This is a genomic window from Pelorhabdus sp. sgz311002, assembly GCF_056134285.1.
On sequence record NZ_JBWBCL010000002.1, the window covers coordinates 71,614 to 85,639 of the forward strand.

Consider the following 14,026-nt stretch of genomic DNA (forward strand, 5'->3'; position numbering starts at 1 on the left):
TACTCTCGTCTAACTGCTTATCACAAGCCCCGTAAGAATTTATCCAAAAGTATTTAGGACTGTTCTTTTCCTACGACCTTGCCGATAACACCGCCGCTAGCTGTTACAGAACCCCCATCCTGGCATCCCTTCACTGTTGAATTATAATCCCAGGCAACGACACCACCAGTCCGGCTTCCAGCGCCCTGTCCGCCTCGTATTATACCGTTATTAGACGAGTAGGTCAGTAAGCTCCCAGCACCGTTCGCGCCAGAAATGCCACCAGCATTGCTAAAAAATCCGAGATCCACAATCGCACCGTTATTTTGGCTATCAGTAATAACAGCGTTAGACCAGTTAGTACCAGCAATCCCACCAGCGTAACTACAGTCAGCCCGATTGGTAATAGCACCACTATTGACGCTGTTAAAAATGGAAGCCTGACAATTGGCGCCAACAATACCGCCAGCGTAACTATAAAGGGAATCGGTTGTTACTGCGCCCGCATTACTACTCTCGTGAATCGCAGCGTAATTCGTGTTAAAACCGGCAATGCCACCTAGATGCCAGCCGCTGCCACTAATTTTGCCGGTATTCACAGCATTTGTCACCAATGTAGTGGGGCCATTACTTGCCGTGCTATTGCTTGCCGTACTATTACTTACCGTACCATAGAGCCAACCCACAATGCCGCCCACATTGCTACTACTGTTTATGCCATAATTTTGGCTTCTATCATAGGTAGTGATGCCGGAAACTGCCACCTCGCCAGAATTTGCTACATCTCTTACCGTTGAATTGAGATAGGCAAATCCAGCGATCCCGCCGATATTGCTATTCATGGTCCCAGTCACGGCAGCCGTGTTTCCAAGGAAGCTTAAAGAATCTCCAGCGCTTAGACCAACAACGCCGCCTACATTGCTGTAGGAAAGCGAGCTCGTAACAGCGCCGTAATTAGCGTCATTCTTAATAATGCTGCCCTCGCTATAGCCGACAAGTCCGCCCAAATTTCGCGTTCCACCCATATGCGTATCCATTCGTACATTCGTATCATAAAGAGGCGGCTCAGCCGGCGTACTTACGTCAGCATCATCAGCCACTTTACCAAGATTTGCACTATTTACAATGGTACTATTGACATTATGCCCGACAAGTCCGCCAATATCGGAATTGCTACCGCCTGATACATTGCCTTTATTAAAGCTGGAGTCAATTAGACCTTCGCCATAATTTACGCCCACAAGTCCGCCAATATAACGGCTTTGGCCGGTTACAAGACCTTTATTGGCACTTTGAAACAAAACACCCGCTTTATTGCCGCCAATCAGACCGCCGATATTACTATTCGTACCGCCGCTAACATTACCATAATTTACACTATCTTCTACAATAGAACCTTCCCAGTTAGACCCTACTAAGCCGCCAACATAATCTTGATCATAAACGCCGCCTGTTACGGAACCAAAGTTTGCCCCATTTCTAATCATACTATTGTTATAGTTATAGGCTACAAGACCACCTGCATAGCTTTGGTCCCCTTGCGACGCAATCTGCCCATAGTTTACATCACCGGAAAGCGCACTGCCGCCATAGTTCATTCCGACAATACCAGCCGCATGCCGCTGTATGCCAGCACCCGTCACAGACGCATAGTTGCTGCTATTTTGAACAACTGTATTGCCATCGGCTCGACCTGCAATGCCAGCCGCATAACCAAAACCTGTCGCATTACCCCTTACGGCGACATTCCCACAAACAGTCACATTATCAATCAAGCTGCTTGAAGCGACACCGACCAGACTGCCGAGGTAGTTTGTATCGGCACCGCCTGCAAGCGAAACAGAGTCAAGGGTTATATTACGAAGCGTAGCATTTTGGGCGCTACTGAATAATCCCACATTAGCCGCATCAGATGAAATTTTCAAATTACTGATTTTATAATTCTGACCATCGAATCGACCCGTAAAATTGCCAAGCGGTACAAACGCGCCGCTACCAAGATCGACATTTTGACTTAAAGCATAAATACCAGCCAGATTACTATTAACATTTTGCAAATTATCGGCATTATTCACCAGCATATAGGCTGAGAGAGTTCCTCCCGAACCTACTTTTACCTTACTGGTATAGAGATTGCCGCTTGTATCTGATTTCGTTGTTATATCGGAGTAGGATACAGGATTATAAAAAATCAGTACATTTTGGCCGGAAGCCTTGGCTCCAGAATCGATAGCCACTGTGCCGACACCACTACCATCGACACCAGCTTTTAAAATCAAATCGCCACTAGCCGCGAGAGACGAACCAGCTTTTAAATTTACGGAGTTACCAACTAAACGAATCACGCCGTCGGCAGCCGTCACGCCAGAAGCCTGGATTTTCCCTTCATTATTGACGACAGCCGCCCACAGTTCTACCGGACCATTGGCCGCTTGAATTGTCCCTTGATTCGTTATGGCCGCACTGCCACCATTAAGCGAGTAAGCGTCCTTCATAAAGTCAGCAACTTGAATGTCTTTGGTCGAAGCCGTTAAAGCTCCTACATTGACTTGCGCATCCTTACCAAATAAAACACCGCGCGTATTGATTAAAATCACTTTACCGTCAGCAGTAATCTGCCCCAAAATTGCTGATGGATTTGAACCAACCACACGATTCAAAGCAACAGCTTGACTGGATGGCTGATTAAACTGCACTCGCTCGCCAGTCCCAACCGAAAAGGCGTTCCAATTGACCGCTAGTTTATTGGAACTTTGATTGATCTTAACAAAAGATGTGCCTTGCCCTTTGATCGAACCGCTTCCTGCTACGACAGTTCCACCAGAAGGATTGGCGTAGCCCGTAGCCATGGCCGTTACAATTACACTTGCCACAAGCCACTGTACTACTTTCTTTTCACCCGTCTTAACATTTTTGTCCCACATACGCCGCCATGCTCTTTGCATCTACCTACCGCTCCCTTTTCTTTAGCCTCTTTAGTCAGTAAAGCTTGATCATTTTCCATCTTATACTATTATCAAAAGAGAAAAAAATATGCGTGTTCTGTAAAAAAAATCCTCGTATCTTACAAAGAATCTGACAATATAAGAATAAACCCTTTTACATTATTTGTAAATTATCAATTTACATTATTTGTAATTTAATTAATTCTCGCAAGTAACTTCCCGGACTTTTGCCAGTAAACCGAACACTTTCCGCCGAAATAGGCAAAAAACCAAGACCAGCTGCCCCAACAAGACACAGCCACTTGCCTCATAGGTTCCCTGTAAAAAAACATAGGCGGACAGACCGAATAAGGCGAGGGCCGCCAAAGAACTTCTTTGCCAATCGCCATAGTGGATTGTCCGTTTTAGCCGCCAAAACCGCAGAAAGGAGCTAGTCAGGTAACCACTGGCAAGGGCTAAGGGAGCTGCTATAACGCCAAGCGAATCCAGTAAAGTCTGCAGTAAAACCACATTGACGATACAGGCGCATAAAGTTGATAGAAACAAAAACCTCGTCGCTTTAAACGCCGTAAAAATAGTACCTAAAAACCCATTATAGATACTTGCCAGAATCGCTGTCATATACAAGGGAATCAAAGACCTAGCTGCCGCATAAGCGCTATCGACAAGAAACGGAAAGACTAACGATACAAAAGACAACCACAGCGAGCCGCAACAAAACAGACTCAGTAAAAAGAAGCCACCTGCCTTACTATAAAAGGTTTCGCTAGCGTCACTCTTGGCAAAAGCCGTCTCCTGCCAAGCCAATTGAAAGCATAATGAGATAAGTAAAAGGGCCAACGGGAATTTTCCCGCCAGTGAAAACAGACCATTCGCCTCAGGCGACAGCTTATGAAAAATGACAGTGCGATTATAGTCTGTTAAAAACCAGTAACCAAGAGAGTTGAAACAAAGGGGCAAGGCAAAAACAAGCATCGACCGAATCTCCTGGGGACAACTGCAACGCCAACTCACATGATGACGCAGAGCCAGCTTTCCTTCCAGCAACAGGAGTTGTCCAATCAACCCTAGTAGCATGGCCAGATACAAACTGCCATAGCCAAGCTTTAAAACAGCTAGAAAAAACACACTGGCAGCTGCCATGATAAAACTGTTTACCATGCCGGAAACAGCAAATAACGTATTTTCCCCAAAGCCTCTGGCCACAAACGTATAAAAACTTTGCCAGCAATAGGCAAAGCCATAGAGCAGCAATAAACCCAGGTAAGGTATGTCACAATAACAAAACAGCAATACACCGCAAATCCCATAGAGGCAGAAAGATCCCCATAAAATAACAAGACCGCTACTGACTGCTGAATATTTCCCCTTCTTATCGCTGTGATCAAACATAAATCGTAGCACAGTCGCCCAAATATCAAGAAACAAAACAGACGTAAATAAATTAAGGTAGGCTAGTGTCACATCATAGTACCCATAATCAGCTGACGAAATATAGCGAGTATACAACGGTATGAGAAAAAAAACGGTTAACTTGCTAAAAACAGTGCCAATCAGATAGGCCAAAGAAGAGCGGGCAAAGCGGCCCACCAATAAAGTCATGAGCATCACCTTCCCAGCAAAACTTGTTCATAGACCTGCAACGTTTTTTCTGCCATAAGCGGCAAAGTAAACTCCTGTTCATAGCGCCGCCGCCCAGCCTGACCAAACTGAATTCGCAGTCTGGGATTGAGACACAGCTCCCAAAGACGTGATGCTAAGGCAGTCAAATCACCCCGCGGCGTAAGAAACCCTGTTTCGCGATCAGTCACAGCTTCCTTTACACCGCCCACATCAGAAGCAATTACAGGCAAGCCTTGACGCATGGCCTCCAAAATACTAATGGGAAACCCCTCCCATTTACTTGCCAGCACAAAAACATCCTGTTCAGCCAAAATAGCTACTACATCATCACGCGCACCGAGAAAATGAACTTGATCCGTAATGCCAAGCTTTGCCGCCAAAGTCGTCGCCTCAGGCAGCGTCGGCCCATCGCCCACAAAAGAAACCTCCGCCAAAACTTCCCGTTTCAAGAGCTTTGCCAAGGCTTGAAGCAGCAAAGCCTGATCCTTCTGCTGATTAAAGCGGGCCACCATAACCAATCGAACCGGATCACTGCTTGACCGCAGCGCCCGACCAGACTGGTTTTGACTCAAACACGACAACTGACGCTGCGCCTCAACACCATTATGAATTGTCAACATTTTATGACGACAGCCTGGCATCGCCCGAACCCCTAATTGTCTATCATAATCAGACACACAAATAAAACGACTGGTCCCCGCGGCAGCGATCTGCTCCGCCAGGCGGTAAATTAGGCGCTTCGGCCAAGAGATCCCTTCTGTAAAAGCCCAGCCGTGAACTGTAAATACGACAGGTGTTGCCGAAAATCGTCCAGCCAGCCGACCTAAAAACCCAGCTTTACTAGAATGACAGTGAATCAGATCAGGCTGAAGCGTCTGAATCAACTTTTTCAATTCCCACAAGGTTTGAATATCCTGTTTCATCGCCAGAGGCTGCACAAGTTCAGGCAAAAGATGTAAAATAGCCCCCGCCGCGGCGAGACGATCTCCCAGCCAGCCGCTCTGTCCGAGCGCCACATGAACTTCATAAGAAGCGGGCAGACAGGAAATTAAATCAGCCAAATGACGCTGCGCCCCGCCAAGACTGCCTGTTGTAATCACATATAGGAGCTTTCTAGCGCCCATTTTTTCACCTTCTCATTCATATTAGATGAATCAATCTAGCTTCAACCGCTTGGCCTGATCTACCCCAATGAATCAGCCTGTAGTCCTTACCTTAGCTACGATAGGCCGCTTCCTGTATCGGTTTAGCCGCCACCCCTTCAGTGCTTTGCTTCGAAACAAGGACCCGAAAAGTTTGAAGCATAATTTTTACGTCAGTAACCAGATTCATATTCTGAATATATAACAAATCATATGTGAGCTTATCGCCAGCTGTCGTATTATACTTGCCATAAATCTGCGCCAAGCCGGTAATTCCCGGTTTTACACGGTGGCGATAGGTATAGGAAGATAATTCCTGCTTAAATTTTTCTACAAAAAAGGGGCGCTCTGGCCGCGGCCCTACAATACTCATCTGACCTAAAAGAACATTGACAAATTGAGGAATTTCATCAAGACGCGTTGCCCGCAGGAAACTTCCCACTAAGGTAATCCGCGGATCCTTTTCACTAGCCATGACAGGGCCACTAACCGCTTCGGCATCACGGCGCATCGTGCGAAACTTATAAACCATAAAAGGTCTTTCATCGCGGCCGCAGCGAATTTGACCGTAAAATACCGGCCCCTTGCTATCCCATTTAATCGCTGCAGCAACAATAAGCAATAGAGGCGAAAGGAACAACAGGGCCACAGCGGAAAAAGCCATATCAAAAATCCGTTTAAGACAGCGCTGCTCTAACGTAGGCTGAAGATAACGAGGACGAAAAAAGGGGATATCATCCATTTTGTCGAGAAAGCCTTGATGACAAATTAGGTCATAAAAGACAGGGACAAGAAAAACTTGTTTATTCTCGCGCTGACAAAAATCAATTACCTGCGCCTTTACAGTAAGCGGTAGACTGGCACAGGCAACAATAACATCGACTTGGTCAGCGAGCTTCTCCCATTTTCTAGCAGCCCAATTATGACAGACATACTTGACCTGATCATGTAAATGGCCTTGCAAAGCCAGCCGCGAGACAATCCGTTCGCTTTCGGCGGCGGAACCTAAAAGTAGCAAGGTGCGAGACCGCATGACAGCCTGATCAAAGCGCCAGCAAAGATAGCGCCAAAAAGTCAAAACAACGAACTGTGTCAATAGAGCCGTCACAAACAAAAATCGTAGCGAGTTAAAATCTGGCAAGAACAAGCTTAATAGCAGAACTCCTGCCGCTACATTACCTAACGACATAACCAGTCCCAAGGCCACTTCGCTATAGGTTTTACGCAAGGTTGCAAAAAGGCCGTTAGCCCGAAACAACAGCAGTGTCACACCGAGCAGCAAGGGAATCATATCACGGTATACAGCAGTTGCAGCAGACTTGGTCCCGCTGCCAAATAGTACGGGAGCGCCGTAATAAGCTGTCGCCATTAGCGCTATGTCAATAAACACTACCAAAGTTTTTAGCAAACAAGGAAATTTCTGTCGCATGAACTGTCCTCCTCATGATGGATCTTGAATAAAGGGGAGTACGTTTTCATAATAAGGCATCCCCTGTAATACCCCTCCCAGAACCGGATGATCGATCACAAGCTCTCTAATCTGATAACCCGCTTGGCAATCCCAAATATAAAAAGGAGCTGTTGTTAAACGCAAAGAACCTTGCTCCTCAATCAAAGGATTGCTGAGAGTAATCCGGCCAATACAAGCAGTTCTTCCCGGAACATTCCCTGTTTTATGGACAATAGCGATAGCCGCGCCGTCAACATTTGCCCCCTTCAGACCACTCCGATTCGCATTAATAACATGAGTGTTGGCAAGGTCAATATAATAGGAACGGCTGTCATGATTCTCGATTTTAAGACCGTTCAGCCTGTTATTTTCCCATAAAGCGCCTGCAACTTGCACTCTGCCTACGATAATTTCATCTCTGCCAACAATACTCAAGCCGCGTTTACTGCCAAAATCATGGTGATTTTTAATTTCCACTGATACTGGTACAGTCGATCCGGCTAAATTACCAAGCAAAAGTTGAATACCGGCTCCGGCATTTTGGGCCGTAATCGGATCAGTTATGACAACATGTTCTAAGCTGTCGCTCGGCCGATTCGGCTCCAAATCCAGCCCCCCCTCAGGGTCCTGTCCTTGCGTACTTGTTAAAACAGGCCGTAGGAGCGTCACATTCCTCCCGGCAATAAGGGAAATTCCCTGACGGCGATTGCCGCTAGCCGTAACATCCATTAACGTTATGTCTTCTGGCACAGCATTGAGCTGTTTCCAGGTACCGGGCCCTGTAAAGACCTCTGTTCCGATATAAACCCCATCGCCCCAGCATGCCTTGGCTGTAATCCCCTGCACCAGGACCTTTCGACTGCCCGAAATAAACAAACCAGTTCCCCATTGACCATCTGTTCCCTGATGCCGCTGTCTATCGCCACAGATAGTCCCGCCAAACACCATTACATCCTGCACATTTTCAATGGACATCACCGCATAAAAAGCCGCCCTATTTGGCTTAGCCTGGAGCGTAGTCCGCTCTGTCAGATAAAGTCGACTATGATCGCGCAGCTTAAGTGACGTTAGAGCGTCAACAAGGTAATTTCCCGGCGGAATCCAAAGACTTTTACCGTTATTTGCCGCCTCATCGACAGCGTGCTGCAGCGCCGCCGTATCATCATGAATCCCATCACCCAACGCACCGAAATTCTTCGCATTCAGTGCATCTGACGGTACCGTTGGCAGCGGCGCTCTGATTACATCCTGATCAAGCCCTGCTTGCAGCTGTTCTTCTTCTGGCGATAACTTAGCCGCCAAGGTGGTACAACCGGCGGTAAAGACCGCAGCAAGAGCTAACGTGATTAGCCATTTTGCCACTGACTTGGCTGAGATTGACATAAAAAATCCTCCTTGGCCGCAGCCTGCGAAAAACACCGCCAAAAATTTTGCCGTAAAGGATCAAGTACAGATGGCCGATACGCTGCCGCCAAGGTAAAATTACGCTTAGCCTGATTTGAGCACCAGGCTGAATTATCCAAAGCTGCGCCAATTCCCGCCGCTAAAGCCATACTGTCGCCAGGTTTGTGTAAACAGCTAGGCGGCAGAAGCTCGGGGATGCCCCCGGCGGTGGAACCAAGAGCTGGACAGCCCCGCCCCATAGCTTCCAACAAAGCACGTGGCAGTCCCTCTTGAAAACTAGGTTGAATGTAGAGATCAATCTGGTCCAACCACTCATTGACGGCTGTACCGTGAGGCAGCGTACCGCAGAAAACGGTACGATCGCCGATCCCATATTGTTCGGCTAGCTTTTGCCAAGGCGCCGGATCGCCGCCGCCTAGTACTTGAAATGAAAAATCATCGCGGTCTTTCGCTAAATAACTTAGCGCTTGTAAGGCAACATGAACGCCTTTCATGTGATTTGCGAGTGTCCCGATCAAGCCAATTTTTTTAACAGGCGCCGCTGCAAGGCTCAGCCGTAACAGACGCCGTTCCAGCACATAAGGCGCTTCATCGGCCAACTGGACGTCGGAACAGCTTACAGTCTCACCGTAAGAGGGATAGCGTTTCTGTAAAAACTCCTTCGTAACATACAAGGCATAAGGCGCTTTTTCTACCATTCGACGTGTAGCCCAATAGGCGTAGGGAGCATAAAGTTTCCCCTGCCAAGAGCCATGATTCCAGAGAGCGTCAAAGGGACAATACACAACCTCGGCCAGCCAGGGTTTCTTCTGCTTCCTTGCTAACGGCGCCGCCAAGCGACTAATCTCACCAATCCTAGCAATCAGTCCGTCGCACTGCACTAATGCATCACTCAGTCGTTTCACAGCCTCCTGCCGCGCCCCCAGCCAGGCCAGCGGACTGCTCACCGAAGGAATCTCGACAAAGCGAACCTTAGGGCCGCTTGACAAATCAAGATACTGCCGTTCTTCCGTTTTTCCTAAAGAGCGTACGCGAGCCGCCACAACAATCTCATCGAAAACCTCGAGATAGCGCCGCCATAACCTGTAGGGATACTGTCCATCAGAATAGTAAAGGCCTTTCTCATCCTTATAAAACTTATGATCATGGGTAAACAGTACTTTCATCAACCTCGCCTACTCTCTGTTTCTTCTCTAGCTATCGTAAGCCCCACAGCCAATAAAAAAGCCGCATGAAGCCCATTGCCCAAAATGCCGCCGACGCTTTCCGTCAGCCCAATGAGCAAATAAGCAATCATGACGAACAAGGGCACGGCGCAATAACCATCAAACTGGACTTTTTCTATAGTTTGCCAAAAGGCTAAAAAACATACCAATCCGTGGAAGAAAACCAGCAATGCAAACGCGAAAATCCCCTTCGTTCCCAAAACAGCCAGATAAACATTATGAGCTAAAATACCGACCTGGGCCGTAAAATACTGATTTCCATGCCCCAAGACCTCAGCTTCGGCAAAAACTTGGCGCCACACAAATTCGCGGCCGGAAAGCAGTGTCTGATCTGGATTCGAAGCAAACTTATCGGTCATCGTAGCAAAAATTCCTTCATGTATCCCGCCCAAAACCAACAACAGAACGATACCGCTACAAAGTACGGCAAACCCGCTAACCCCCCATAGCCAGCGCCATTGTTTCGCACGATCCAAAAGCAAAGTCCCATAAAATAAGCCAGCCATTGCCAAAAAAGCTAAAAAACTAGTACGCGATCCCGTAAAAATGATTAGCAGGACCGAAGCGCCAAGCGCCAAAACCAAAGCAGCTGTTACGCAACCTTGCCTTAGAGTTTGCTCAGTCGCAATCCGCCCGCGCAGCAGGCCAAACAGCCCCGCAGACAACGCAACCAGAATGAGTCCCATGGTGTTGGCATTCACAAATACGCCTTTGTAATAGGATGTTGTTACAGGATATAACGCCAATGACGCCACTAGATAAGCGGCAAAAGCTAGCACAAGTCCCCAAGCTAAAATGAGGCGCCCGCGCGGCCCCGTCAAATATGGAAAGCCCAAAAAGAAAATGACCGGTACACCAAACAGCTGCCAAACCTCGCCAAATAAATCATCCTGATTAGAAAGAGCAGAAAGTAGCGACAGCAACGAAAAAAACAACCACAAAAATAGTACGACCATCGCTTTTCGCGTTATACTCCCTAGAGAAAATCCGGTCAAAAACAAAACAATATAACCATAAAGACCCGCCACAGCGAAGCGTAGTAAACTAAAATGGCCCTGCTCTTCAGTAAGAGCATTGAGAGTTAAAACGCCTAGCAGAACAGCCAGAAGTACGCTAAGAAAGATCATAGTACGACCTTTCATGGCAAAGGGTTTCGAATGAGCCTCAAGCATCGACACCAATCAGAGCACCTCCCGCCGTTGTGTCTCCCAAGCGCGCATGAGCGCCAGCAATCGCGGACTTACAAGTCCGGCAAAAGCGATAAGCCAACCGTTTTTCTGCCAGGGATACTCCTGTAGATAAGCTAGGGCTAGCTTGAACCCTGCCAAACGATTGCGCGCTAAAAAGGAATAAAACAGCGCTCCCTGACGAAAAATCCGATACCACTTCGGCGCATAACGCTTCAAAGCAGGTCCATGTCGACTTAAAATATAGGCCGTATCGTGGGCTTGATCTGGCGCATCACGCAAAAAGCCTTCGGATCGCTGCCAAATCGATACGTTGCTAGCACGATTTGCACTCGTTAAATGAACGAGAGCAACCACTTCGGGAATCATCCGTGTCTGATAGTTTTGCGCAAAATCTAGTAAGTACGTTTCTTCATAGGCCCGACCGCGGGAAAAGCGCACCTTTTCTAAGGAACGCCGACGAACGCAATGAAAAAAATCGCTCAGTCCGACGCTGTCGCGCCAGCGCAAAAAAGATTCATAATTGAGCACTGTAGCGCCGAAAACGGGTTCTGGCGATACTCTGCCATCATCGCGACGATAGAGAAAGCCCAGTCGTTCAATTATTTCAGGACAGCGCAGCGTTTCCTGACGGATTTTCAGCAAAGCGTCTGGTAGCAATTCATCATCACTATCAAGAAACAACAGCCATTCCCCCTGACTATAGTCAATCCCCGTATTGCGCGCCGGACAAACTCCCTGATTCTGTCGATGGCGAATCAAACGAATGCGATAATCTGAAATCGCCCCCGCCACATCAGCCGACTGGTCTGTGGAGGCGTCATCGACAACAAGCACTTCAAAATCATCAAAGGACTGCTTCAGACAGCTTTCAATGGCTCTTACCACTTCTTTTTCCCGATTAAAGACAGGAATGATAATTGTAAAATAAGCCAAAACGTTCCCTCCGCTTCTACATTGCTCCCTGAAAAAAAGCATCTGCTAATTTTACGCGTGTCATTAACAAGCCTAGTAGCTTCGCACGAGTTCCCTGCAGCATTTCCGCCGCTTTCTTCGCTTTTGTCGCTTTGACGGAGCAAGCCTCAACAAGCAAAATAACGCCGTCAGTTTTTGCCGCTAAAAGGCAGGCGTCAGATACGATATCGCTTGCCGTAACAAGCAGCGGCGCACTGTGAATCAGCACATAATCAAAGCTTTGTTTTAGCTCGCTTAAAATTTCGGTGAGGCGCGGCCTCGCCAAAAGACTCATGGGCGGCTCGGCGGAACAACCGCTTGGCAACAGCGTAAGTCGCTTCAAATGCGACGGTTGGAGCATTGCCTGAGCGCTTTTACCGCTTTGAAGCAGTTCGATCAAGCCCGTATTAGGCACATGAAATAAGCGGTACAAAGAGGGACTGCGCAGGTTAGCGTCTACCAGCAAAACGCGTTTTCCCGCATAGGCGAGAGCCACCGCTACATTCGCTGCGGTCATGGCATATTCATCGCTTTGATGGGTCCCTGTAAAGAGAATCGTTTTTAGCGCTTCCCGCTGCGCTGTATCCTCTAAAATAAGCCGGAACGACCGAAAGGCTTCAGCCTGCGGCGACTGCTCGCGGTCCATAAGAAGACGATATGCAAAATGCCTCATAATAAGACCTCCCAAAAAATTCAATGCAAAGCTAAGACTGTTTTCCCTGGCGCGACACAGGTTCAGGAATCGCTCCAAGCACCGGCAGACCTAAGTATGCAGCGCCCTCGGCTGTCGTATCAATGGTTTTGCCAAAAGCTTCGGTAAGAAAAGCAGCGGCAACACCGATAAACAGACCGCCCAAAAGTCCCATGACCAGATTGAGCCATTTCTTCGGCTTACTTGCTTTGATCGGCAAATCAGGCGGATCCACAATCTGCACATTGGTCGGTTCTTTCACCTCATCAATCCGGGCCTGATCATAGTTCTTGGCTAAATTCAAATAAGACTGCTCGGCAACAGCGCTGTCACGCAAGAGCTTTGCCAGCCCTTCTTCTTTGACAGGCTGGCTCATCAGTTCGGCCGTAAGTCGCTGCGCTTCACTATGCAAAGCCGACTGCCTTGCTCTGGCGCCAGCTGCTTCCACCTCGGCCTGCAGCTTACCCTGCACAAGTCCCACGTGAATAGGATTACTAGAAGGCGCCTTGTCACTGGCAACCTTATCAATTTCCCCTGCCAGTTTATCTTGCAGTCCCTTAATACCGGCCTGCAGACTCTGCACTTTAGGATGATTTTCCTTATAAGTTTTTCGTAGCGAAATCAGCTCGACATCCATTTCTTCCAACTTACTTTTATACTGCTGAATCAAAGGGCTATCGCCAACAAAATCCGGATCTTCTTGCGCAAGCTGCCGATTTACCCCATCGAGCTTCGCTTCTCCATTGTTTACGGCCATCTGATTCTCTACGATCATCTTTCTTAAAGCCGTTTGCCGATCTAACAAATTTTTGGTTTGATCATTGACCGAATAGGCCTGATGACTTTCTTTATAAGTCACGATGGCCATTTCAAGAGCATCCAAATTGGCTTTCGCCTCATCGAGACGCTGACCGATAAAATTTTTCGTCTCGCGACCTTCAGCCCGTACAATGTCAGTAAGACGAAGGAGCAACGTATCCACCAGGGCATTGGCCAATGCCTGCGCTTCTTCCGGCGTCTTCCCCTGAACAGATACAGTCAGAATTTCCGTATTTTTCAAGGGAACTGCTTCAATTCGCTTACTCACACTGTCATAGTCAGGACGCTCAGCCTCAGGAACATCACTATATACCTTGGCGATGGCCGCCTCGACAACAGTTTTTCCTTTAATAATTTCCGCATAGGTATAAATCTGCTGGCGCATGACTTCTTCTTGCGATAAAGTGCCAATCCCGTCATTTAAACTACGACTGTATTTCACCCGCAAATTCACATTGGACTCATACTGCGTAGGCAAAAAACAGTTGGCTATAGAAGCGGCCAGCAAACAACCACCGACAGTCATGGCAATCACCTTACGCCGTCGCACCAGAATTTGAGCCAGATCACTTACTTCTAGTCTGCCGTCACTATACATGAATGATT

10 protein-coding genes are annotated in these 14,026 nt (G+C 47.7%); all 10 read right to left on the reverse strand.

Annotated elements, in window-relative coordinates; genetic code table 11:
- Nucleotides 1-53 precede the first annotated feature (53 nt).
- Nucleotides 54-2,924, reverse strand: coding sequence for a two-partner secretion domain-containing protein (locus AC0NJP_RS04290; protein WP_474698889.1), 2,871 nt, complete (start codon nt 2,922-2,924; stop codon nt 54-56).
- 198 nt (nt 2,925-3,122) lie between these two features.
- Entirely contained in the window at nt 3,123-4,526 is a 1,404-nt protein-coding gene (locus tag AC0NJP_RS04295; RefSeq protein WP_474698890.1) for a lipopolysaccharide biosynthesis protein, read from the reverse strand.
- A 5-nt stretch (nt 4,527-4,531) separates the two neighbouring features.
- Nucleotides 4,532-5,671: a glycosyltransferase family 4 protein gene (locus AC0NJP_RS04300; RefSeq protein ID WP_474698891.1), complete on the reverse strand. Its 1,140-nt coding sequence runs from the start codon at nt 5,669-5,671 to the stop codon at nt 4,532-4,534.
- 91 nt (nt 5,672-5,762) lie between these two features.
- Nucleotides 5,763-7,118 (reverse strand): sugar transferase, encoded by a 1,356-nt coding sequence (locus tag AC0NJP_RS04305; protein ID WP_474698892.1) that lies wholly within the window; start codon nt 7,116-7,118, stop codon nt 5,763-5,765.
- A 12-nt stretch (nt 7,119-7,130) separates the two neighbouring features.
- Nucleotides 7,131-8,522 carry a glycosyl hydrolase family 28-related protein gene (locus tag AC0NJP_RS04310; RefSeq protein WP_474698893.1) on the reverse strand — a complete coding sequence of 464 codons (1,392 nt, stop codon included), beginning with the start codon at nt 8,520-8,522 and terminating at the stop codon, nt 7,131-7,133.
- Entirely contained in the window at nt 8,486-9,709 is a 1,224-nt protein-coding gene (locus AC0NJP_RS04315; RefSeq protein WP_474698894.1) for a glycosyltransferase, read from the reverse strand. Before AC0NJP_RS04315 ends, AC0NJP_RS04310 begins: the two co-directional genes overlap by 37 nt.
- Complete coding sequence (locus AC0NJP_RS04320; RefSeq protein ID WP_474699127.1) at nt 9,709-10,941, reverse strand: O-antigen ligase family protein; 1,233 nt, start codon at nt 10,939-10,941, stop codon at nt 9,709-9,711. Before AC0NJP_RS04320 ends, AC0NJP_RS04315 begins: the two co-directional genes overlap by 1 nt.
- A gap of 9 nt (nt 10,942-10,950) precedes the next feature.
- Nucleotides 10,951-11,892, reverse strand: coding sequence for a glycosyltransferase family 2 protein (locus AC0NJP_RS04325; RefSeq protein ID WP_474698895.1), 942 nt, complete (start codon nt 11,890-11,892; stop codon nt 10,951-10,953).
- Between the two features lie 16 nt (nt 11,893-11,908).
- Nucleotides 11,909-12,583 (reverse strand): CpsD/CapB family tyrosine-protein kinase, encoded by a 675-nt coding sequence (locus tag AC0NJP_RS04330; protein ID WP_474698896.1) that lies wholly within the window; start codon nt 12,581-12,583, stop codon nt 11,909-11,911.
- Nucleotides 12,584-12,614: 31 nt separating this feature from the next.
- Nucleotides 12,615-14,018, reverse strand: coding sequence for a GumC family protein (locus tag AC0NJP_RS04335; protein ID WP_474698897.1), 1,404 nt, complete (start codon nt 14,016-14,018; stop codon nt 12,615-12,617).
- Nucleotides 14,019-14,026: the final 8 nt, after the last annotated feature.

Excerpts from the sequence above, each read along its gene's own strand:
- AC0NJP_RS04320 (WP_474699127.1), bottom strand. The coding sequence starts at position 10,941 with ATGCTTGAGGCTCATTCGAAACCCTTTGCCATGAAAGGTCGTACTATG.
- AC0NJP_RS04330 (WP_474698896.1), bottom strand. The coding sequence starts at position 12,583 with ATGAGGCATTTTGCATATCGTCTTCTTATGGACCGCGAGCAGTCGCCG.
- AC0NJP_RS04335 (WP_474698897.1), bottom strand. The coding sequence starts at position 14,018 with ATGTATAGTGACGGCAGACTAGAAGTAAGTGATCTGGCTCAAATTCTG.
- AC0NJP_RS04295 (WP_474698890.1), bottom strand. The coding sequence starts at position 4,526 with ATGACTTTATTGGTGGGCCGCTTTGCCCGCTCTTCTTTGGCCTATCTG.
- AC0NJP_RS04315 (WP_474698894.1), bottom strand. The coding sequence starts at position 9,709 with ATGAAAGTACTGTTTACCCATGATCATAAGTTTTATAAGGATGAGAAA.
- AC0NJP_RS04300 (WP_474698891.1), bottom strand. The coding sequence starts at position 5,671 with ATGGGCGCTAGAAAGCTCCTATATGTGATTACAACAGGCAGTCTTGGC.
- AC0NJP_RS04290 (WP_474698889.1), bottom strand. The coding sequence starts at position 2,924 with ATGCAAAGAGCATGGCGGCGTATGTGGGACAAAAATGTTAAGACGGGT.
- AC0NJP_RS04310 (WP_474698893.1), bottom strand. The coding sequence starts at position 8,522 with ATGTCAATCTCAGCCAAGTCAGTGGCAAAATGGCTAATCACGTTAGCT.
- AC0NJP_RS04305 (WP_474698892.1), bottom strand. The coding sequence starts at position 7,118 with ATGCGACAGAAATTTCCTTGTTTGCTAAAAACTTTGGTAGTGTTTATT.